Below are 21,728 nucleotides of genomic sequence, written 5' to 3' on the forward strand. Positions count from 1 at the left end.
TCGTTCGCGGGCCACTCGATCGGCGCGACCGTTCTGACATGCCGTCTATGGGCCGGGCCGGCGCTCGCATGCGCCGCGGTCGCCTCGCGAGTGACTAACCACCGAGGAAGGCCGTCCAAGCGAGCATCGAAGCGGCGAGCGCGTTCTCCCATTCCGGTTCCCGCTCCTGTGGTTCGTCGCGCGATCCCGAAGGCGGAATCGCCCGCCGATCCGGTGTCGAGGCGGCGACCGGATCCCTCCATCGGCGCACACCCCAGCGGGGGTGTTCGCCGCCCATCGCTACCGTCGCCATCACTGCGCCGAGGAAGCGTCGGCGGCCGGATGCGCGCGCCGGACACGGACGGAGGCCACCGCGGACACACCGAGCGTCCCCAGCGCGGCCCATGTCGTGCGTCTCACGACGCCTCCGCACGCACGAGTGCGGCGACGAACGCAGCAGCGTCGACCCCACCGACCACGCGGCCCTCGTCCACGATCAGCACCTCACCGTGATAGTCGGCGAGCCGTGTCACCGCGGCACCCACCGGCTCGGTGGTGCCGGCGAACGCCGGCGGCGGGTCCAGGTGCGCGCCGATCGGATCCTCGTCCGCAGCGCCGATGAGGCGCGCCTGCGTTGCGGTACCCAGCACCTCGGCGACCACCACCGGCCCCGCGGTCTGCCTGGCGAGGACGACCGGAACAGACCGTCGCGAAGACAGTTCTCGGCGGACCGACGCCACGGTCGTTGTCGACGGGAGCAACCGCGCCTCGGCGAGCACCGACGAACCCGGCCCGACCGACCGGGCTCCCTCGACCACACCGAGCGCCGAACCGACCGTCAGCTCATCATGGGCTGCGAGCAACGGAAATCCGTACTGCCCGAGCCAACCGTCGTCGAAGTACTTCGACAGGTATCCGCGTCCCGAGTCCGGCGCGATCACCACCACCACATCCTCGGGCCCGAGCGCGCGGGCCACCCGCAGCGCCGCGGCGATCGACGTGCCGGAGGAACCACCGAGCAGCAGGCCTTCCTCCTTGGCCAACCGGTGCAGCACTCGTAGCGATTCCCCATCGGAGATCCGCTCGATCCGGTCGATCACCTCGGTGTGGTAGGACTGCGGCCATTCGTCGAGCTCGGTGTCGGGATGCCGGTAGTGGCCCACCGACTCGACGTACCAGGCACGACCGTCACCGCCGCCGTACACCGATGTCTCGGGATCGGCGCCGACGACCTGGACCCGGCCTCCCGAGGCCCCCTTCAGGAATTCCCCTGTGCCACTGACGGTTCCGCCGGTGCCGATGCCCGCGACATAGTGGGTGACGCCGCCGCCGGTCTGCGCCCAGATCTCGGGACCGGTGGTTTCACGGTGAGCGGTGGGGTTGGCCGGGTTGTCGTACTGGCCCGCGAACCAGGCACCCGGGATTTCCTCCGCGAGCCGCAGCGCGACACTGCGCAGGTGCTCGGGGTGCCCGACCGGACGGCCGCCGGGTGTCACATGCACCTCGGCGCCGTAGGCCCGTAGCAGCGCGATCTTGTCGCGGCTCGACTTGTCCGGCACGACCACCACCGTGCGGTAGCCGCGTGCCGCCGCGATGGCGGCCAACCCGATGCCGGTGTTGCCGGAAGTCGCCTCCACCACGACCCCACCGGGCCGCAACTCCCCCGCGGCCTCGGCCGCGTCGAGCATGAACAGCGCCGCCCGATCCTTCACGCTCCCCGCGGGATTGAGGTATTCGAGCTTCACATACACCGTGGCGGCGATGTCGTCGGTGATCCGGTTCAACCGGACCAGCGGGGTGTGCCCGATGGCCTGGTCGATGGAATCGAACACCGTGGCGGTGCGCACGGTGTGCTCGATGTCGATGGTCATGTGTCCGAACTTCCTGTTTCGCCGAGCGACCGCGGCACTTCACGCCGCCGTCGCAGAGAATCGGGGTCGAAACCTCTTTCTCCGAGCACAATTCGGCGCGAACCCTCAGCCGCGCGTGCACGTTCCAGATTCCTCGCCACCGCACCGTGTCGACAGGTTTGTTCTCACCCGGATTCGATCGGCGCCTCGTGAATTACTCGCACCGGTGCGCCGAATCATTGCGCCTGGACAGCGCGGTGGCGATAGTTCTCGGCACGTCGTCGACCAGGAGGCCGCCATGACCGCGACCGAACCACCCCGTTCCGGCGCACAAGCCGTCGACCGAGCCGTGTACGTGTTGAACTGCTTTCAGGGCGGGGACCCCGAATTGTCGCTGAGCGAATTGGCGCAGCGGGCCGGGCTCCCGGTGAGCACCACCTTCCGGCTGGCGCAGGCGTTGGTGCGCGGCAGGCTGCTGGAGCAGGACCCGGCAACCGACCGCTACCGGATCGGGCACGGACTGGCGTGCCTGGCCCGCCCCGCGCTGTCACGGCTCGGGCTCGACGACGCGGCGCCGCACCTGTACGCGCTGGCCGCCGGCATCAAGATCACCGTCAGTCTCAGTGTCGCCGATGCCGACGAAGCCCTCACGGTGTTCCAGGCCAGGCCACCGATCCACTTCTGCCACAACCAGATTCCGCAGGAGCGGCGACCGCTGAGCACCAGCGCCGTCGGTCACGCGCTGCTCGCGCATGCCTCGGTGGGACTCGACCGCGGCAACGGCGAACTCTTCGACACCATTCGCCGACGCGGGTTCGCCATGGAGGAGATCGACAGCGACGAACCGATCCGCGCGATCGCCGTGCCGGTCCTCGGTCCTGATCGGCAGGTGTGGGGCGCGCTCGGTGTGCAGGCGCGCGCGGTACGTCTGGATCGCGATCTCGTTCGTGCCGTACTGCCCGCCATGCACCAGATCGCGGTGCGTATCGGCCCCTATTTCCATACCGCGGCCGCAGGTGAGGGATTCGACGCACCATGATTTTCACGATGTGGAAACAGTATTGCCGAGTCGTTATCTGTTGACGCACTATTGAATACAGGCGGCGTCCCCTACGCCGATCCCGCTCACGAAAGTCTCATCATGATCGAATCCCCCGCGCTCGTCCGCCGTCGTACGGTGGACTTGATGCGCCTGTCCCCCGGATTCTGTCGCAGCTGAAACAGCGGCGGCATTCCTCCGTCGCCGATCTCCACTTTCTCTCATACCCCGTTGATCCGCCCTTCGTGTGCGGATCGTCGCGGCGTGCGCCCCTGGTGGCCCGCCGCGTGGTCCACCCACGCCGTAGAAAGAATTCGCGAACCATGTTGTCCACTACCTTCCGACGACGTCCGCTGCGTGCGCTCGCCGCCGCGCTCGTCGCACCCGCCGTCCTCGCGGTCGTCACCGCGTGCGGCGGCACCGATGCGGTGACGACCGCCGACGGCAAGACCGTGCTGCGCTACCAGGGACAGACCGGACAGGTCACGCCGTACGAGCTCGCCGACAACCTGGGCTACTTCACCAAGATCAGCTTTCAGTGGGAGGGCGACACCACCAGTGGCCCGGCCAACATCCAGGCGGCCGCCACCAAGCAGGTCGAATTCGGTAGCGCGTTCAACGGCGCGGTGGTCAAGCTCGCCGCGGGCGGCGCGCCGGTGCAGGCCGTGCTCAGCTCCTACGGCTCCGATGCCAAGTCGTTCACCGGTTACTTCGTGCGCGACAACGCCGGCATCACCAACGCCCGTGACCTGATCGGCAAGAAGGTCGGCGTCAACACCCTCGGCGCGCACCACGAGTTCGTCACCCGCGAATGGCTGCACCAGCAGGGCCTGAGCGAGGCCGAGATCAAGCAGGTCCAGCTGATCGTGGTGCCGCCGGTCAACACCGAGGAGGCGCTGCGCAGCGGTCAGATCGACGTCGGCGCGCTCGGCAGCGTATTCCGCGAGACCGCCGTCGAGCGCGGAGGCCTGCACCCGCTGTTCACCGACAAGGACATCTTCGGCGAATTCGATTACGGCACCTACGTTTTCCGCAAGGACTACATCGCGCAGAATCCCGAGGCCGTCAAGGACTTCGTGCAGGGCACCGCGCGTGCCACCCGCTGGCTGCAGCTCACCCCGCGTGATCAGGTCGTCGCCAAGTTCACCGAGATCATCAACAAGCGCGGCCGCAACGAGAACCTCAAGTTGCTCGACTACTGGCGCAGCCCCGGCCTGCCGGTGCCCGGCGCGGTGATCGCGGACAAGGAGATCCAGATCTGGATCGACTGGCTCGAGCGCAACGGCGAACTGCCCAAGGGCAAGATCGTCGCCAAGGACCTGTTCACCAACAAGGACAACCCTTACGCCAACGGCACCTACCAGCCGACGAGCGGCCCGACCGGAGAGGTGGTGGCCGCGAAATGACCGGCACCCCAGCCAAACTCGCGTTGCGATCGGTGGGCAAACAGTTCGCCGTGCGCGGCACCGACGAGAAGTTCACCGCGATCGACGACATCTCCATCGAGGTCGAAGCAGGCGAGTTCCTCGTCCTGGTCGGGCCCAGCGGCTCCGGCAAATCCACGCTGCTCGATCTGCTCGGCGGACTGAGCAAGCCCAGCTCCGGACAGATCCTCCTGGACGGGGCCCCGATCACCGGTCCCGGCCTCGACCGCGGTGTGGTGTTCCAGCAGTACGCGTTGCTGCCGTGGCGCACCGCCCGCGCCAATATCCAGTTCGGCCTCGAAGCCAAGGGCATCGCTCGCAAGGAACGTAAGGCGATCGCCGAGCACTACCTGGAGCTGGTCGGCCTGGCCGGCTTCGGTGACCGGTACCCGCACGAATTGTCCGGCGGCATGAAGCAGCGAGTGGCGATCGCCCGCAGCCTGGCCTTCGACCCCGAGGTGCTGCTGATGGATGAACCATTCGCCGCACTCGACGCGCAGACCAGAGAGTCGCTGCAGGACGAACTGCTCCGGATCTGGCGCACGACCGGCAAGACGATCCTGTTCATCACCCACGGCATCGACGAGGCGGTGTACCTGGGCCAGCGCGTCGCGGTACTCACCTCGCGTCCCGGCCGGGTGAAGGCCGTGATCGATATCGACATCGACCGCAGCGGCGATATCGATGTCCGCTCCAGCGAACAGTTCCGCGACTACCGCCATCGGATCTGGACGGAACTGCAAAGCGAGGTGAGCCGGGCCCAGCGCCTCGAACTCGCCGCCGACGACAGCACGGCCGCCGCGTCGGTCGCGTCCACCGACAGGAGTCCCGCCCATGTCTAGCGCCGTCCCTCTGCTCGTCCGCCCCGTCGAAGTCGCCGCCGCCGAACCCGCCGCACCGCCGGTTACCCCCGTCGCGGCGCCCGCTGCCCGTTCCGCGCTCACCCGGGCGGTCGGCTCGGCGGGTAACGCGCTGCTCCGCATCGCCAAACCACTGCTCGCTTTCGCGCTGCTGCTCGGCGTGTGGGAGTTGGCGCCACGGTTCGGCCTGGTCGACGAGGTTTTCCTGCCGCCGTTCTCCACGGTGGTGCAGGCCTTCTTCGAGTTGGCGGGCAACGGCCAGCTGGCCGAACACACCTCGGCGAGCCTCACTCGCTCGGTCACCGGCTTCTCCTTCGCCCTGGTGATCGCCGTTCCGGTCGGCATCGCCATCGCCTGGTACAAGCCGGTATCGGATTTCCTCAATCCGGTGCTCGAACTGTTCCGCAACACCGCCGCGCTCGCGCTGCTGCCGGTGTTCGTGCTGATCCTCGGGATCGGCGAGACGTCGAAGATCGCCTTGATCGGCTACGCCACGTTCTTCCCGATCCTGCTCAACACGATCACCGGCGTGCGCACCGTCGACCCGCTGCTCGTGAAATCGGCGGTATCGCTGGGCTTCTCGCCCCTGCGGTTGTTCCAGAAGGTGATCCTGCCCGCGGCGATCCCGTCCATCTTCACCGGCATCCGGATGGCCGCGGCGGGCTCGATCCTGGTCCTCATCGCCGCCGAGATGATCGGCGCGCGAGCCGGTTTGGGCTATCTCATCACCGCCGCGCAGCAGAACTTCCAGATTCCGCAGATGTACGCGGGGATCGTCGCGATCTCGCTGATCGGTCTCGGTTTCAACTTCGCCCTCGTCGCTCTGGAACGCCGGCTCTCGCGCTGGCGCACCTCACCGACCAACGCCTGATCAGGAGATCACCATGGCTCGCAAGACCTTCCACCTGAACGCCTTCCTGATGGGCGTCGGCCACCACGAGGCCGCGTGGCGCCATCCCCGCACCGACGAACAGCGCGTCCTCGATGTGCGCCACTTCCAGGAGCTGGCCCGCATCGCCGAGCGCGGCAAGCTCGACTCGGTGTTCTTCGCCGACACCCTCGCCGTGGGCCCGCGGATCGAACGCAACACCCTCACCGTGTTCGAACCGATCACCCTGCTCTCGGCGATCGCCGCGGTCACCGAGCGGATCGGCCTGATCGCCACCGCGTCCACCAGCTACAACGAACCGTTCAACCTCGCGCGCAAGTTCGCCTCGCTCGACCACATCAGCGCGGGCCGGGCCGGGTGGAACATCGTCACCTCCGGCAATGTCGACGAGGCCTACAACTTCGGGCTCGACGCGATACCCGAGCACGCCCGCCGCTACGAACGCGCCGAGGAGTTCGTCGACGTGGCGCTGGCGCTGTGGGACAGCTGGGAGGCCGAGGCGATCGTGCTCGACACCGAGACCGGCGTCTTCGCCGACCCGAGCCGGGTGCACACTCTCGACTACGCCGGCGAACGCTTCCGTGTGCGCGGGCCACTGAACTCCCCCCGTGGACCGCAGGGCCGTCCGCTGCTGGTGCAGGCCGGGTCCTCGGAATCGGGCAAGGAGTTCGCCGCGCATCGCGCCGAAGCCGTGTTCACCGCCCAGCGCACCCTCGACGAGGGCGTGCGGTTCTACCGCGATCTCAAGTCGCGTCTGGCGAAATACGGTCGCGCACACGACGACTTGAAGGTACTGCCGGGCCTGGTGCCGTTCATCGCCGACACCGTCGAGGAGGCCAGGGCGCTCGAGCAGGAGTTCACCGATCTGATCTCGCCCGATTACGCACTGCGCCAACTCTCCTCGATGCTCGGCGTCGACCTCACCGCACACGCGCTGGACGCACCGTTGCCGCCGCTGCCCGCCGAGAGCGAGATCGAGGGCGGCAAGAGCCGGTTCACGCTGGTCAAGCAGCTCGCCGAGAACGAGGACCTCACGGTGCGTCAGCTCATCGGCAAGCTGGGCGGCGGTCGCGGTCACCGCACCTTCGCCGGCACCCCCGAACAGGTAGCCGATGAACTACAGAGCTGGTTCGACGCGGGCGCGGCCGACGGGTTCAACATCATGGCGCCCTACCTGCCCGGCGGCCTGGCGGAATTCGTGGACCGCGTGGTGCCCATCCTGCAGGAACGCGGACTGTTCCGCACCGACTACGAATCCACCACGCTACGTGGTCATTACGGCCTCGCCCCGGTGCAGAACCAGTTCGCCGAGCAGGACTCACGGGTGAGCGCCTGATGCGCGCCCGCCGGCTCGATATCGAGTTCATGCGGGTGGTGAGCAGTTCCTGTCGGGGATGAGGACTCCCGCATTCCGACACCAGACTTCCCACGAAGGACCACCGACATGACCACCATCGAAAACCCCAGCGTCGTCACCGCTCTCGAGATCACCCCGGTCGCGGGCCACATCGGCGCCGAGGTGACCGGCGTCGACCTGCGCGAGGAACTCGCCGACTTCCAGGTCGACGAGCTCACCGCGGCGCTGCACCGGCACAAGGTGCTGTTCTTCCGCGACCAGCAGATCGGCCACACCGAACAGATCGCGTTCTCCCGCCGCTTCGGCGCGGTCACCCCGTCGCACCCCTACGACGACGACGCGCCCACCGAGCACCCGGAGATCCTCGCTGTCGACAGTCGCCTCTACGAGAAGAAGTTCGGTCGCAAGAAGTTCAGCTACACCAACCAGTGGCACACCGACGTCTCGCCGCTGATCAACCCGCCCGCGGCCTCGATCCTGCGTGCCGAGATCGCACCGGAGACCGGCGGCGACACCCAGTGGACCAACCTGGCCGCGGCCTACGCCGGGCTGCCGGAATCGCTGCGCACCTTCCTCGACGGACTGCGCGCCGAACACCGCTTCGGCGGCCGGATCCCGCCGTGGGAGGCGGGCAGCGAGTACGCCCGCAAGATCGCCGCCGCGCCGCTGGTGACCGAACACCCCGTCGTGCGGGTCCACCCGGTGACCGGTGAGCGCGTGCTGTTCGTCAACCCCGGCTTCACCACCAGGATCCTGGGGCTCACCCCGCCGCAGAGCGATGCCCTGTTGCAGCTGCTGTTCGACGAGATCTCCCATCCCGCCTACACCGTCCGCTTCCGCTGGACCAAGGGCTCCATCGCGTTCTGGGACAACCGCGCCACCGCGCATCTGGCCCCCAGCGACCTCGACCACCTCGACGTCACCCGGGTCCTCTACCGCACCACCCTCGAGGGCGACATCCCGGTCGGCGTCGACGGCCGGTCGTCCACCCCGATCGCCGGCGCGAAGTTCACCGGCGCCTGAGAACCGTTGCGGTGCCCGCGTCTTCGATACGGGCACCGCATCCCCGGCCCTCGGTGGCCACCACCTCCCCGCGCGACACACACAGGAGCACACAATGACCGAACCGTGGCACACCAGGACCGACGTGCTCGTCATCGGCGGCGGTCCCGCGGCATCCTGGGCCGCGATCCACGCCCGCGAGGCAGGCGCCGAGGTGATCCTGGTCGACAAGGGCTACTGCGGAACCAGTGGCGCCACAGCACCTTCCGGCACCGGCGTCTGGTACGTCGCACCCGAGGCCGAGGCCCGCGCCAACGCGAAAGCGAGCAGGGAAGCCCTCGGCGGCTACCTCGCCGACCACTACTGGATGGATCGCGTCCTCGATCAGACCTACGTCAACATGAACCGGCTCGCCGTCGAGGGCCGCTACCCGTTCCCGGTCGACCCGGCCACCGGTGCGCAGTTGCGGACGGGCGTCCAGGGGCCGGAGTACATGCGCCGGATGCGCGCGTGGCTCACCCGGCTCGGCGTCCAGGTCCACGACCACTCCCCCGCGCTGGAACTGCTGGTCGACGAAGCAGGCGCGGTGCGCGGTGCGGCGGGCTACCAGCGTCAACTCGACCGGGATTACCGGATCACCGCGGGAGCGGTCGTCCTCGCGACCGGTGGTTGCGCGTTCCTCTCGCGTGCGCTCGGCACCAACGTCGACACCGGTGACGGCGCGCTGATGGCGGCCGAGGCCGGCGCGCGATTCTCCGGCATGGAGTTCTCCAATGCCTATGCCATCGTGCCCAAGGGTTCCACCATCACCAAGACCGCCTACTACGGCTATGCCACCTTCTTCGGCGAGGACGGCAGGGTGCTCGAGGAGGCGGGGTCGACGAAAGGCCGCTCGGTGATCGCCCGAACCCTCCTGCAGGAGAAGGTGTTCGCCCAGCTGGACCGCGCGGACGAGACCGTGCAGGCGCAGATGCGGGTCGGTCAGCCGAACTTCTTCCTGCAGTTCGACCGGCGCGGGATCGATCCGTTCACCGACCGCTTCGAGATCGACCTGCTCGCCGAGGGCACGGTCCGCGGCACCGGCGGCATCGACGTGGTCGACGACGACTGCGCGACAACGGTTCCCGGCCTCTACGTCGCCGGGGACGCGGCCACCCGCGAACGCATCTGCGGTGGTTTCACCGGGGGTGGCAGCCACAACGCCGCGTGGGCGATGTCGTCGGGAAGCTGGGCCGGCACGGGCGCCGCCGAACACGCTGTGACAGCGGCCCGATCCACCGGTGCGGTGCACGGCATCGGCGGAGTCGGCCTGCGCCCCGGCGACGCACCGTCGGTGACCGCGGCGGAAGTCGTCGCCGCCGCGCAGGACGAACTGATCCCCTTCGAGAAGAACTACCTGCGCCACGGTGACCGGATGCGCCCCGCGCTGGCTCGCCTCGACGAACTGTGGGACGCCGCGGCAGCCGGTCTCGGCGGCGGAACCGGCGACGAGCGGGTCAGGGCTCGGCAGGCGGCGGCGATCACCGCGGTCGGACGTCTCATGTACCGATCCGCGTTGGCGCGCACCGAGACTCGCGGCATGAGCAAGCGCGCCGATCATCCCGACCTCGACGCGGCCCAGCATCATCATCTGCACTCGGGTGGTCTCGACCGGCCGTGGGTCGATCCGTCGGACGCCCGCAACTCGGGTCTGGCGGTGGCGTCGTGATCGAACTACTGCGTGCGCAGGACTGCATCGGCTGCGACAAGTGCGTGAGCGCCTGCCCCACCAACGTCTTCGACCGCGTCGACGGCGGGATCCCGGTTATCGCACGGCAATCCGATTGCCAGACCTGCTTCATGTGCGAGGCGTACTGCCCCACCGACGCGCTCTACGTCGCGCCCGAGGTGACCCCGCTGCCGCCGGACGCGGCGGTCCCCACCGAGCACATCGGTCGATATCGGGAGAATCTCGGATGGGGACACGGCCGCATCGCCGGGGCCCAGCTCGCGGTGGGGCCGCGGCTCCCGCACGGCGCGCCGCCGCCGCGGCTCAGCTCCTGAACGCGGCCGCTGTCGGCTGCCGCAGCGGACCGAACAGCGGGTCGTCGAACACGCTCCGCTCGACGACCGGGTCCGGCTCACGCAACAGCTCGGCCGTGCTGATGTCGGACCAGTCGTATCGTCCGTCCTCGCACTGCATTTCGACCATCGAGACCGCCGAGACGGTGTCGTCGAGGGCGAAGTCGGCGAACCCGTCCTCGGCGAGCGCGGTGCGGATCTGGTGCACCGGTGACGGGTGGGTCACGTGGGCCAGTGCCAGGTAGGGACGCAGCGGCTCCCCGAAATCGGGGATCCGCTCGCGGATCCACACATCGGTCAGCGCGTCGGTCAGATCCGCGCGCACCCGCAGCAGTTCCTCCGACACGGTGACCGGCAAGCGGATCGTCTCGGCGGTGACCTCGGGCGGCCCGAAGGCGAGCTGGAACGGCGCGAGCTCGGCGAGCAGGTCGCGGGCACCCGCCACCAGCGCCGCCAGGTGCACCCCTTTGACCCCGTCGGCGAACCCGATGCCCTGCACGCCGATCCGCAGCCGGGCGGCGTCGACCTGTTCGAGTCCGGGCAGGCGTGACATCGTGGGCGCGAAGATCTCGACCAGCTTGTCGGCGACCGGCTGGGTCGGCATGATCTGCCAGTTGTAGAACGAACGACCCGGCGTCCACCCCGGACGCCACCACCAACGACTGGCAACAGTCATTTCGCTCACGATCATCGTGCGCCACCTCCCGATCTCGGCCGACCCGCGGGGTGAACACCCGGCTGGCCGGTCGTCCGCCCGACACGATCGGCACCGATGCTGCGATGCCAGCTACCTCACAGCGACGGTATTCCCGGTGTGATCGGCGGGCAACCTGGTGAGACCGTTCCGTTGTGTCTTCGACGCACTACACTGACGCCATGCCTGTTCGACGGCTGATCACGCTCTCCGCGTTCGCCCTCCTGCTTCCCTTCGCTGTTTCCGCGTGCACGATGACCGGACCCGGTACCACCTCCGAATGCAGTGTGAGCGGGTGCACCGTCACCTTCGATCGTGGAGTGAGCGCCAAAGCCTCGGTTCTCGGTATCGACGTGGAGCTCGTCGCGGTGAACGGTGACATGGTCACCTTGAGCGTCGGCGGTCAGCAGATCACGGTTCCGGTCGGCCAGTCGCAGGCCAGCAACGGCACCGATGTGCGGGTCAGCGAGGTGACCGACGACAAGGTCGTCGTCGTCTTCGCGACCGGCCTGAACCCGAACTGATCATCCGGGCACGTTCGCCCGTTCTCCCGGTTCGCTGACCACCCAGGGCGCGTTCGGTTGATCCAGAATCCACCGCCAGCTCCCGTCGGGTTGTCTGCGCGCCACCTCGACGGTCGCGCCGGTGCCTCCCGGCAACCGCGACGACGTCAGCGCCAGATCGCCCGCGAGCAAGGCGGGCGCCTGGTGCCCGGGCTGGAACACCGGTCGATCGGCGACCAGTCGCGCGTACGCCGCCCGTATCTCGTCCACGCCCGTCGCGACGACACCGTCGGGCAGTGCGAGCACCGCGTCGGACTCGTACAGCTCGACGAGTCCGTCCACATCACCGGCGTTCAATCGCTCGACCACCAGCCGACTCAGATCCTCCGGGCGCTGCGCACGTTCGCGCATCTTCTCGGCCATCGCCACCCTCCCTCGACTCGGGTTGTGCGACAACGGTAACGCCGGGGTCCGACATGAATCGGACACTCGGCACGGGGGTCAGGGGTGGTCGTGCATCGTCACCTCGAATCGGTGCCAATTCCCGTCATAGGGGGTGTAGACGGGCTGATATCCCGCACCGCCGTGATCCGGCGGCGGAGTTCCCGGCGGGAAGTAGGCCAGACCGCCCACGATCGCCATGTCATCGATAGTGAACTGGCACCCGCCGTCACTGGACCTGACCCGGTCGGTCCGAATGACACCGAACCACTCTTCCTCGGATTCGCGGCAACTCTGCGCGGCATCGGTCATCGCGCCGGCCGATATCCACCACCCGACTTTCTCCGGCACCCCGAACCACACCAGACCCAGCCCGGCGATCACCACTACCGGCGCGACAGCGACGGCTCGATACTCCCGATACCGAGCACACCCGATCGGCGCCAGAATCATCCAGGACAGCCCGCAGGCCAGCAGCATCACTACCGCGAGAACCCAGCCGAGAACGTCGATGTGCGTGGCATCGACCACCACCATCACCACAATCGCGACCATCGCGACCCCGGTGGTGACCCACATCGCCACCGACCATCGCCGCGGCACCTGAACCGTCCCCACCGTCGTCATCAGCCCACTCTACGATCGACCCGCACCCGCAGGAACGGCGAAACCCCCGAAGGCCAACGGCCTCCAGGGGTTTCACACAGACACCACGTGATGTCAGCCGATCACAGCGGCGGGAATCCCGACGATCCGGTCGCCATCCAGTTCCAGAACTCGGTGACGCGGTTGAGGACCAACGCCATGATGTCGAGGGCAGTGCTTCCCATTGTCTTCCTTCACATCCGAACGAACACTTCGCGCGTTCACCATAGCAACCGGCATCGAGTGAGCAACGTTGTGATAACGGACAGATGACAGCGCCCATGATGGTCTCCGATGACGAGCCCGACCGCCGTGACCGGATAAATCCGGCAGGCAATCACCGGATGCACCGGTCGCCATATAGCGAAATGCCCATATGAATCGCGCCAGGTGAACGCCAGGGAAACGCACCTGCACAGACGGCTGCCAAGAGTGTGATGGTGCCTACAAACATCATCCCATTCGGAATGAACAAAATATCTACAGACAATCACGTACCCGAATACGCACTTTTCCAACCCTGATGCAGGACAGGTGAATCCATGCCTCGATCGCGAATAGCAGCAGGCGGCAGAGTTTTGTTCAGCTAAACCGTGATGCCCATCACGATGCTGCTCTCAGCGGATTCACATATACGATCAATCTCGCCGAGGCTTCACGGAAATGTTTCACCGCCGAAGTTCAACGCATCAGGTGACACAGTGCGGTGTTCTCCTCCCCCATCCTTCCGCCGCTTCGGCATGCATTCGTCACGAGGTGAACCGGTCATGGAATACACCCACCTGTCCGAATTCGAAATCCGTTCAGGCGCTTTGTCGATGTGGACGCCCGAGCTCGCCGCCGACGCGTGGCAGCCCGATGATCGCCCGCTCACCAGCGTGCACGCCGATTACTGCGCGAGCGTCGATCCCACCGATCCGCTGCCCGGTCGCGGGCGCTGGATCGGCACCGTCTTCGAGATGGACGCCCCGCTCGACGGTCCCACCTGGCGCGAGACGTTGCGGCGCTGGCATGCCAGGCACGAGGGTCTGCGCACCACGGTGACCATCGCACCGGCGGGCGAGCCGCGCAGACTCGTCGCCGCGCCCACCGCCGTCGACATCGCCGAACAGCCCGTCGCCGGATGCACCGACGGTACCCGGATCAACGAATTCCTCCGCGGCACACTGGAAGAGCGCCTGTCGCCACTGGTGTGGCCGCACTGCCTGGCCGCCACGGTCGAGCACACCGACACCGCAGACTTCACGGTCCTCGTCGCGGCCGATCACTCCGTGATGGACGCCTACGCACAAGCCATCCTGATCCTCGAACTGCGCACGCTCTACCGCGAGGTCATGGCGGGCCAGGAGCCGCGCGAGTCGGTCACCTTCGGTAGCGCGGCCGACTTCGCCGTCCTGGAGCGCGCGAGCGCGGCCGAACTCGGTCCGGATTCGCCCGCGGTCGCGACGTGGCGCGAATTCTTGGCCGACGGTGCCATGCCGCGCTTCGCCCCGCAGGCCCAGCGGCCCGCGCGCGCGGATCTGCCCCAGCCCAGTGTGTCGCGACGGTTGCTCGATCTCCCCGAACTCGAGCAGGTCGAAGCAGTCCTCGACCAGGTACGGCACCGGATGTCGGTGGCGGTGTTCGCCGCGCTGGCGGTGGCCAATCAGCAGCGGTTCGGCGCGGACCGGATGCGTACCGCGATGCCGATCGCGACCCGCCCCGATCTGCGCTGGCTGGAGTCGATGGGCTGGTTCGTCAATGTGGTCCCGGTCGATATCGCGCTCACCCCCGGTGTCGGCATCGCCGGAGCCATGGATCTGGCGCGGGCCGCGCTGCGTCGTTCGCGCACCGCCAACGACGCCTCCTGGTCGCGCGTTCTCGACCTGCTCGATGTCGCCGAGACGCCGCGTTTCGGCATCTCCTTCCTCGACATCCGCGCACTGCCCGGCTATGAATTGGTCGCCGACCTGCGCGGACGGACCTTGCGGGCCGAGTCGTACTCGGCCGACGAGGTGTTCCTGTGGGTTGTGCGCGCCGCCGACGGCCTGTACGTGTCGACGCGGTATCCCGCCGGCTTCCCCGCCGAGGTCATGGACGAGTTCCTGACCGCGTTCGGTCAGGCACTGTCGTCGATCACGGCCGCGGTGCACGCGGATCCGGCGGTCGACCAGGGTGGCGCCGGACAGCCCTCCGCAGCGGTTCCTGCGGGTGCGGTAGCCGACGGACTGTCGGCGTCGGCCGTGGTGGAAGCACCGCTGCCGAGCGATGCGCGAGCACTGCGAGCCGACACGCTGCGTGTCGCCGTGCAGGCGGGGTGAGCGGATGCGCCCACTGTTGGCCTTCACCGGCAGCCGAGGAGACGCCCAACCCGGCATCCTGCTGGCTCGTGCGCTGCGCGAGCGCGGTCACGACGTGACCCTGGCGCTCGCACCGAACCTCGTCTCCTTCGCCCATGACCATGGGGTTCCGGCGGTGCCGTTCGGCTGCGATACCGCCGACCTCTTGGTGGCGCAGCGCACCGATCGACGGTTCACCAGCCACGATCCGCGCGCCCGGCTACGGGCGCTGTTCGATCTGCAACGGCGTGGAGTGCCCGAGCAGCTTCACGACCTGCGCGCACTGGCACCCGGACATGATCTGGTGGTCGCGGGGATGGCAGGCGAGGAAGTGGCCGAGTCGGTGGCGCGGGCACACGGACTGCCGTTCGCGGCGGTGCACTTCTTCCCGATCCAGCCGAACACTGCGGTCCCGGTCACGCCGGTGCGCTGGGCGGACCGACTTCCCGGGTTCGTGCACCGATGGGGGTGGTCGCTCCTGGCCCGGGCGCGTGCGGCCGCGTTGGCTCCCGTTCTGCCGAGCGGGCCGCCGCCCGCTCGGGCGGCGACAGCGTCCTCGGTAGCGTCCGCCGAAGGTGGGGCGACTGCGCGAATCCAGGCCTATGACCCGCGGCTGTTCCCTGGTGTGCGGCAGCAGATGCCGGGCCCGTTCACGGGATTCCTGACCGATGTGGACGGATTCCTCACCGGTGTAGCAGGTTTCGCGAGCCACACACCTGCCGCCACCGCGGCCGGGGCCGGGGCCGGGGCCGGGGCCGGGGCCGGGGATCTCGATTCCTGGCTCGATGCGGGAACCGCGCCGATCTATGTCGGGTTCGGTTCCATGGATGTCGGCGATCCGGCTGCCTTCGTCGCGATGGTGCGCGAGGTGTGCGCCCGGCGGGGCCGTCGGCTGCTGCTGGCGACTGGCTGGGCGACGATCGATCCGGGATTCGAGGATGCCGTCGCGATCGTCGGTCAGGTCGATCACGCTCGGGTACTGCCTCGTTGCGTCGTGGCCGTGCACCACGGCGGCGCCGGGACGACAGCGGCCGCACTGAGAGCGGGTGTGCCGCAGGTGATCTGCTCGGTCCAGGCCGACCAGCCCTACTGGGGCCAGGCGTTGCAGCGACTCGGTCTCGCGGCCACGATTCCCGCGAAGAAACTCACCGCCGAACGCCTCGACGCACTACTCGATCAGGTCTCGCGTCCCGACGTGGTCGGGCGCGCGGCGTCCTGGGCCGCCGGTTTCCCCACCGACGGTGTCGAGCGAGCCGCCGATGCCCTCGAGGCGCTGCTGGGTTCACCGGACGCCCCTGAACTGCTCCATTCCGCCGGGAGGCAACTGTGAGTACCGACATCGCCATCCGCACCACCGGTCTCGGCAAGTCCTACGGCGATTTCACCGCCGTCGGCAGCGTCGACCTCACCATCGCGGCGGGGACCGTTTTCGCCCTGCTCGGCCCCAACGGCGCGGGTAAGACCACCACCGTGCGCATGCTCGCGACGCTGGTCCGTCCCGATCGCGGCTCCGCCGAGATCTTCGGCTACGACATCGCACGCGACGCGACCGCCGTGCGCTCGATGATCGGGCTCACCGGCCAGTACGCCTCGGTCGACGAAACCCTCACCGCCGGTGAGAATTTGCGGCTGTTCGGGCGTTTGCTCGGGCTGTCCCGCCGTGATGCCGCACGCCGCAGTGTCGAACTGCTCGAGGAGTTCGAGCTGTCGAAGGTCACCGACCGGCCGGTGAACCAGTTCTCCGGCGGTATGCGGCGGCGGCTCGATCTGGCGGCGACACTGATCACCGATCCGCCGCTGATCTTCCTCGACGAGCCGACCACCGGCCTGGACCCACACACCCGCGACAAGATGTGGGGTGTGATCCGGCGTCTGGTCGCCCGCGGCGCGACCGTTCTGCTCACCACGCAGTACCTCGAAGAGGCCGACGCGCTGGCCGACCGGATCGCCGTCATCGACCGCGGGACGATCGTCGCCGAGGGCACCGCGGCCGAACTGAAGTCCTCCATCGGCGATCAGGTGTTGCGCCTGGAACTCGCCGACCCCACCCAGTCCGCCCACGCGGAGGCCATCATCGTCGAGCTCACCGGCCAGTCGCCCGAAGGGTCGTCGGCGGGCAGGCTCACCGTCGCGCTCACCGACGCGGGCGCCGCCGCCGATATCGTCGCCGCCTGCCGTGGCGGGGGCATCGCACTGCGCGGGTTCGCTGTCGACCGTCCCGATCTCAACGAGGTCTTCCTCGCGCTGACCGGCACCGACCGCGTCGCCGCCTGATCCGAAAGACCGAGGCCACCATGACTGCCACCATCGCCGAGATCACCGTCGAGCCCACCGCGGCACCGACGATCGACCGCCGCCCCCGGATCACCCATGTCAGCCTGCGCGCCTCGCTGTTCCAGTCGCTGATGATGGCGTGGCGCGGTCTGCTCACCTTCCGGCACAGCCCGCAGTTGCTCTACGACGCACTGCTGCTGCCCATCGTGGGGCCGTTGCTGTTCGGCAGCATCTTCGGCACCGCCATCGCGGGCAGCATGCAGGCCTACCTGCCGATTCTGATTCCCGGCGTGCTGGTGCAGATCGTGCTGACATCGTCGGTCGCGACCGGGGTGCAACTGTCCGAAGACATTCGGTCCGGGGTCTTCGATCGGTTCGTCGCCATGCCGATCGCCCGGTCCGCACCGGTCGCCGGAGCCCTGCTGGCCGGGGCGACCCGGTATGTCATCGCCGCGACCACGGTGGTGATCGTGGGGTTCGCGATGGGGTATCGGCCCGATCATCCGGTCGGGTTCGTCGCCGGTGCGGTGCTCGTGGTCCTGGCCACCACCGCGATCAGCTGGCTGTTCGCGTTCATCGGTGTCACCGTGTCGAGACCCGCCGCGGTCCAAGGTATGTCGATGCTGGTGCTCACCTTCCTGAGCTTCGCCTCCAACGCCCTGGTGCCCGAGTCGGCGATGCCGACCTGGCTCCGCTACGTCTCCGACTACAACCCGGTGTCCTACCTGGTGTCCGCGGTGCGCGGGCTCGCCGAGAACGGCGTCGTCGGCACCGACGCCCTGTGGTCGGTGGTGGCCTCGCTCGTGATCGCCGCCGTCTTCGCGCCCCTGACCGTCCGCACCCTGCGTGCTCGCTGAGGAGTTCTGATGACACTCACCATGTCGACCCCGCCCGTCATCTCCCGGGTCGGTGTCAACCGGCTCACCGCCGATGACGACCTGTTCCTCAAGCTGCACAGCCTCTACGGCAACGCCCTGGTCAATCAGCTTGCGTGGCGGTTCGACGAGCCCCTCGACCCTGAACTGCTCGCCCGATTCCACGCCCGGTTGGCCCAGGGTTTCCTGGCCCGGCGTGTGCAACCGGCCCGGGTACCGTTCGCCCGCCCCTACTGGCTGCCCGCGACGGAATCGCTTCCGCTGGGCTGGGATTCGGTGCCCGTCGCCGACGAGGAGATCCTCGACTGGTACTTCGCGCAGAGCCGGGTCGACTTCGATCCCGAGACCGGTCAGGTGTGGCGACTGTCCGCGGCACCGACCACGGCGGGCGGGACGCTGGTGTCGCTGGTCACCTCGCATGTGGCATCCGACGGCGGCGCGGTGCTGTTCGCCGTGGGCGACGCACTGGCGCGGCTCGGTGAGACTCCGGACGTGACCACGGGTTCGGGACTGCTTGTCGGGACGCAGCCGCGAAACACCCTGGGTGCGAATGTCATCGACGCCGGTCGACAGCTACGCGCGGTCGCACACGGGATTCGCGCGGCGATCGCCACCCGTGGCGTGATCGAGCCGGACCGCAACAACCGCCCCGTCCTCCCCGAGCTTCCCCTCCCGACCCGGTGGTCACCGGCCGATCTGGTGGTCCAGCTCGATCTCGCGGAGTGGAACGCCGCCGCCGCACGGCATTCCGGCACCACGAACGGGCTCCTGATCGCGCTGGGCGCCGGTGTCCTCGGCCGCAGCGGGCGCGTGGGCGACACCGCCGACATCCGCGTCGACATCCCCCATTCGATGCGCACCCCTGACGACCCCCGCGCCAACGCCACTACCGGCCTGCCGATCTCGGTGACCTACCGCACCGGCGAACGCATCGACCTCGCCGCCGTTCGCTCCGCCGTGAAGCGCGCCGCCACCGCCTACCGAGACCCGGCCACCACTCCCGCCCTGCAACACCTCCAGCCGTTGCAGATGATCCTGCCCCGGTTCGTCCTCCGCCATTTCGCCCGCACCGCCAAGGCACCGGAATGCCTGTGCACCAACCTCGGCGAAACCGCGAGTGCCGTAGCCGATTTCGCGGGACACCACGCCTCTTCGGTCCTCATGCGCCCTGTCGTCTGCACCAACGACACCGCCATGTTCCGCCGAGTGGAGGTAGGAGTGAATCTCTCCTTCTGCACCGATGGCCACACGGTCACCTTGGCGATCACCGGCGCCGACCCCGACAGATTCCCCAGCCGCAGCGCCCTGCGCGAGTTGCTGACGGCAGAATTCGAGTCGTGGGGCCTCATCCCCCGCTTCTGGTGACTCCCACGCGGTCAGTGACCCGTTGCCACCGCACGCACAGCCGCGCGAGCGGCGACGAGGACGGGGTCCCACACCGGTGAGAACGGTGGTGCGTAGCCGAGGTCGAGCGCGGTCACCTGCTCCACGGTCATTCTCGCGGTGAGCGCCACCGCCGCGATGTCGATTCGCTTGGCGGCGCCGGTGTAGCCGACGATCTGCACGCCGAGCAGCCGGCCGGTGCGGCGTTCGGCGAGCATTTTCACCGTCATGGGTTCCGCGCCGGGGAAATACCCTGCGCGGCCGGTGGATTCGATGGTGACGGTGTGGAACTGCAGACCCGCGCGCCGCGCGTCGTCCTCTCCGAGGCCGGTTCGTGCCACCTCGAGGTCGCACACTTTGCTCATCGCGGTGCCGACCACGCCGGGGAAGGTAGCGTATCCGCCGCCGACACCCGATCCGATCACTTGCCCGTGTTTGTTGGCGTGGGTGCCGAGTGGAATGTGACGCAGCGTGCCCGACACCAGGTCCAGCACCTCCACGCAGTCGCCGCCTGCCCAGATGTCGTCGTATCCGCGCACGCGCTGGGCGAGGTCGGTGAGCAGACCACCGCTCTCCCCCAGGGGAAGCCCGGCTCGACGCGCCAGCTCGGTAGCCGGTTGCACGCCGATCCCGAGCACGACCACGTCGGCCGGGTATTCGGTGTCGGCGGTCGTCACGGCGCGGATCTTGCCGTCCTCCGATGTCCGCATGCCGGTGACCTCGGTACCGCGAACGACCCGTATTCCCATCCCCTCCATGGCTTTTCGCACCCGCGCACCCATATCCGGATCCAGGGTGGACATGGGTTCAGCGCCCCGAGTGACCATGGTGACCTCGAACGTCCGACGCACCAACGCCTCAGCCATCTCGACACCGATGTATCCCGCACCCACCACGACGGCTCTGCGCCCGCCGGCAGACTCCAGACCTTCGATCAGTGCCTGCCCGTCGTCGAGGGTCTGCACCCCGTAGACGCCCTCGGCGTCGATACCGGGCAGTGGCGGCCGGATCGGTGTCGCCCCCGTGGCCAACACGAGCTGGTCGTAACCCGTCCATGCCTGGGCCCCGGTGTCGAGATCCCGAGAAAGGACCCGTCGCCCGACCGGATCGATCTCGATAGCCTCGGTCCGCATCCGCAGGTCGATGTCACGAGCGCGATGTTCGGCCACCGAGCGCGCGATCAGATCGTCGGCATCGGCAACATCACCGGCCACCCAGTACGGAATCCCGCACGCCGAATACGAGGAATGCTGCCCCTTCTCGAACACCACGATCTCGAGCTCACCGGCGTCGCGCAATCTGCGTGCCTGCGAGGCCGCCGCCATCCCCGTCGCATCCGCCCCGACAACCACCATCCGTGCGCCCATGTCACCACCGTACGAGAGCTGGTCGTGGTTTCGGCCACCAGCACCGCGAGTCGCCGGTTCCGCGAGTTCCACGGGCCAGGGCCGTCGAAGATCCTATGAGTTGCCGGATCCACCTGCGCCCAGGCGGGTTCCCTGGCGTTCCAGCCACTCCCAGATCAGCTCAGCGGCCGATTCACCGTCGCGCAACGTTGTCGATGCCAGTTCGTCGCGGGAATCGGGTGAGCGGATCTCGAGGTAGTAGTCGGTGTCGCTGTGGCGGTAGGTCTGGATGAATTCCGGGTGGTCGGGGCGGGATACCGTCATGAACGGGCCGCCGCGACTGTATTTCAGTTTGCTGATCCAATAGCTCAGCTGGGTGCGGGTGAGCGTGGTCAGGGTGCGCCCGCCGACCGTCACGTCCAGATTTCTGTGTATCGTCGGCGCTGTTTCCGGTAGTACATCGACCCACTCGTGGCCGGTTTCGTCATTCTTCATCCGGATACCCCCAGTCGAAAGCCACGCGGGCCTGCGGGACGAGCGCTGTCACCCGACGGGTGAGGCGATCTTCGAAAGCCTCACTCCAGCGGAAGAATCCGCTGAAGATCACCGGGTAGTCCGAGTCCGCGCGGACGAACAGACCGTCCTCGGTCTCCCCCATCCAGACGAACACCTCGTCTTCCAGCCGCTCGTCCTTGAAAACCTCCACGAGCAAGTCGGTCGTTCCCACCCACTCGCGTTCGTTCGCGAGCCCCCGAACAGTCAGGGCGACATCGATATTCACTGACACC

The 21,728-nt window shown here is 68.1% G+C and carries 21 protein-coding genes; 14 read left to right on the plus strand and 7 right to left on the minus strand.

All coding sequences use genetic code 11. From position 1 onward, the window contains the following. Window positions 1-395: 395 nt before the first annotated feature. Entirely contained in the window at window positions 396-1,850 is a 1,455-nt protein-coding gene (locus tag ACWF99_RS03755) for a PLP-dependent cysteine synthase family protein (RefSeq protein WP_452534499.1), read from the minus strand. 277 nt (window positions 1,851-2,127) lie between these two features. Between ACWF99_RS03755 and ACWF99_RS03760 the strand changes: the two genes are divergently transcribed. The 8 genes from ACWF99_RS03760 (at window position 2,128) to ACWF99_RS03795 (ending at window position 10,443) form a co-directional block, all read left to right on the plus strand. Beyond that, complete coding sequence (locus ACWF99_RS03760; protein WP_378659845.1) at window positions 2,128-2,868, plus strand: IclR family transcriptional regulator; 741 nt, start codon at window positions 2,128-2,130, stop codon at window positions 2,866-2,868. Between the two features lie 323 nt (window positions 2,869-3,191). Continuing rightward, complete coding sequence (locus ACWF99_RS03765) at window positions 3,192-4,274, plus strand: ABC transporter substrate-binding protein (RefSeq protein ID WP_378659848.1); 1,083 nt, start codon at window positions 3,192-3,194, stop codon at window positions 4,272-4,274. Further along, entirely contained in the window at window positions 4,271-5,134 is an 864-nt protein-coding gene (locus ACWF99_RS03770; protein ID WP_378659851.1) for an ABC transporter ATP-binding protein, read from the plus strand. The genes ACWF99_RS03765 and ACWF99_RS03770 overlap by 4 nt, the downstream gene beginning before the upstream one ends. Next, window positions 5,127-6,023 (plus strand): ABC transporter permease, encoded by an 897-nt coding sequence (locus ACWF99_RS03775; RefSeq protein ID WP_378631271.1) that lies wholly within the window; start codon window positions 5,127-5,129, stop codon window positions 6,021-6,023. The genes ACWF99_RS03770 and ACWF99_RS03775 overlap by 8 nt, the downstream gene beginning before the upstream one ends. 13 nt (window positions 6,024-6,036) lie before the next feature. After that, the gene (locus ACWF99_RS03780) at window positions 6,037-7,377 is read left to right on the plus strand and encodes an LLM class flavin-dependent oxidoreductase (protein WP_452534502.1); all 1,341 of its coding nucleotides are present in this window, start codon (window positions 6,037-6,039) and stop codon (window positions 7,375-7,377) included. 108 nt (window positions 7,378-7,485) lie between these two features. After that, the gene (locus ACWF99_RS03785; RefSeq protein ID WP_378631267.1) at window positions 7,486-8,421 is read left to right on the plus strand and encodes a TauD/TfdA dioxygenase family protein; all 936 of its coding nucleotides are present in this window, start codon (window positions 7,486-7,488) and stop codon (window positions 8,419-8,421) included. 94 nt (window positions 8,422-8,515) lie between these two features. Further along, the gene (locus ACWF99_RS03790) at window positions 8,516-10,108 is read left to right on the plus strand and encodes an FAD-binding protein (RefSeq protein WP_378631266.1); all 1,593 of its coding nucleotides are present in this window, start codon (window positions 8,516-8,518) and stop codon (window positions 10,106-10,108) included. After that, window positions 10,105-10,443: a 4Fe-4S dicluster domain-containing protein gene (locus ACWF99_RS03795; RefSeq protein ID WP_452534504.1), complete on the plus strand. Its 339-nt coding sequence runs from the start codon at window positions 10,105-10,107 to the stop codon at window positions 10,441-10,443. Before ACWF99_RS03790 ends, ACWF99_RS03795 begins: the two co-directional genes overlap by 4 nt. Here the strand turns inward: ACWF99_RS03795 and ACWF99_RS03800 are convergent. After that, a complete protein-coding gene (locus ACWF99_RS03800) occupies window positions 10,433-11,137 on the minus strand; it encodes a 2'-5' RNA ligase family protein (RefSeq protein WP_378631263.1) in 705 nt (234 codons plus the stop codon). The genes ACWF99_RS03795 and ACWF99_RS03800 overlap by 11 nt on opposite strands. Before the next feature lie 200 nt (window positions 11,138-11,337). Between ACWF99_RS03800 and ACWF99_RS03805 the strand changes: the two genes are divergently transcribed. Beyond that, window positions 11,338-11,679, plus strand: a complete 342-nt coding sequence (locus ACWF99_RS03805) for a hypothetical protein (RefSeq protein ID WP_452534506.1) — start codon at window positions 11,338-11,340, stop codon at window positions 11,677-11,679. On the opposite strand, the gene ACWF99_RS03810 is transcribed toward ACWF99_RS03805, so the two are convergent. Both ACWF99_RS03810 and ACWF99_RS03815 read right to left on the minus strand, forming a co-directional pair. After that, entirely contained in the window at window positions 11,680-12,081 is a 402-nt protein-coding gene (locus tag ACWF99_RS03810) for a YybH family protein (RefSeq protein WP_378631260.1), read from the minus strand. 78 nt (window positions 12,082-12,159) lie between these two features. Next, window positions 12,160-12,726, minus strand: coding sequence for a hypothetical protein (locus ACWF99_RS03815; protein WP_452534508.1), 567 nt, complete (start codon window positions 12,724-12,726; stop codon window positions 12,160-12,162). Window positions 12,727-13,511: 785 nt separating this feature from the next. Here ACWF99_RS03815 and ACWF99_RS03820 point away from each other — a divergent pair. From ACWF99_RS03820 to ACWF99_RS03840, 5 genes are read left to right on the plus strand one after another with little or no spacing between them, the layout of a single operon-like run. Next, a complete protein-coding gene (locus tag ACWF99_RS03820) occupies window positions 13,512-15,044 on the plus strand; it encodes a condensation domain-containing protein (RefSeq protein WP_452534510.1) in 1,533 nt (510 codons plus the stop codon). A gap of 4 nt (window positions 15,045-15,048) precedes the next feature. After that, the gene (locus tag ACWF99_RS03825) at window positions 15,049-16,392 is read left to right on the plus strand and encodes a glycosyltransferase (protein ID WP_452534512.1); all 1,344 of its coding nucleotides are present in this window, start codon (window positions 15,049-15,051) and stop codon (window positions 16,390-16,392) included. Continuing rightward, window positions 16,389-17,336 (plus strand): ATP-binding cassette domain-containing protein, encoded by a 948-nt coding sequence (locus ACWF99_RS03830; RefSeq protein WP_452534514.1) that lies wholly within the window; start codon window positions 16,389-16,391, stop codon window positions 17,334-17,336. The genes ACWF99_RS03825 and ACWF99_RS03830 overlap by 4 nt, the downstream gene beginning before the upstream one ends. 20 nt (window positions 17,337-17,356) lie before the next feature. Then, entirely contained in the window at window positions 17,357-18,193 is an 837-nt protein-coding gene (locus ACWF99_RS03835; protein WP_452534516.1) for an ABC transporter permease, read from the plus strand. A 9-nt stretch (window positions 18,194-18,202) separates the two neighbouring features. Then, the gene (locus ACWF99_RS03840) at window positions 18,203-19,576 is read left to right on the plus strand and encodes a hypothetical protein (protein WP_452534518.1); all 1,374 of its coding nucleotides are present in this window, start codon (window positions 18,203-18,205) and stop codon (window positions 19,574-19,576) included. A gap of 11 nt (window positions 19,577-19,587) precedes the next feature. Here the strand turns inward: ACWF99_RS03840 and ACWF99_RS03845 are convergent, their stop codons facing one another. From ACWF99_RS03845 to ACWF99_RS03855, 3 genes are all read right to left on the minus strand, one after another. Further along, window positions 19,588-20,961: an FAD-dependent oxidoreductase gene (locus ACWF99_RS03845; protein ID WP_378631249.1), complete on the minus strand. Its 1,374-nt coding sequence runs from the start codon at window positions 20,959-20,961 to the stop codon at window positions 19,588-19,590. A gap of 93 nt (window positions 20,962-21,054) precedes the next feature. Next, a complete protein-coding gene (locus tag ACWF99_RS03850) occupies window positions 21,055-21,435 on the minus strand; it encodes a hypothetical protein (RefSeq protein WP_378631248.1) in 381 nt (126 codons plus the stop codon). Further along, entirely contained in the window at window positions 21,425-21,727 is a 303-nt protein-coding gene (locus ACWF99_RS03855; RefSeq protein ID WP_378631247.1) for a hypothetical protein, read from the minus strand. Before ACWF99_RS03855 ends, ACWF99_RS03850 begins: the two co-directional genes overlap by 11 nt. Window position 21,728 lies beyond the last annotated feature (1 nt).

This window comes from Nocardia sp. NPDC055002 (assembly GCF_053608825.1).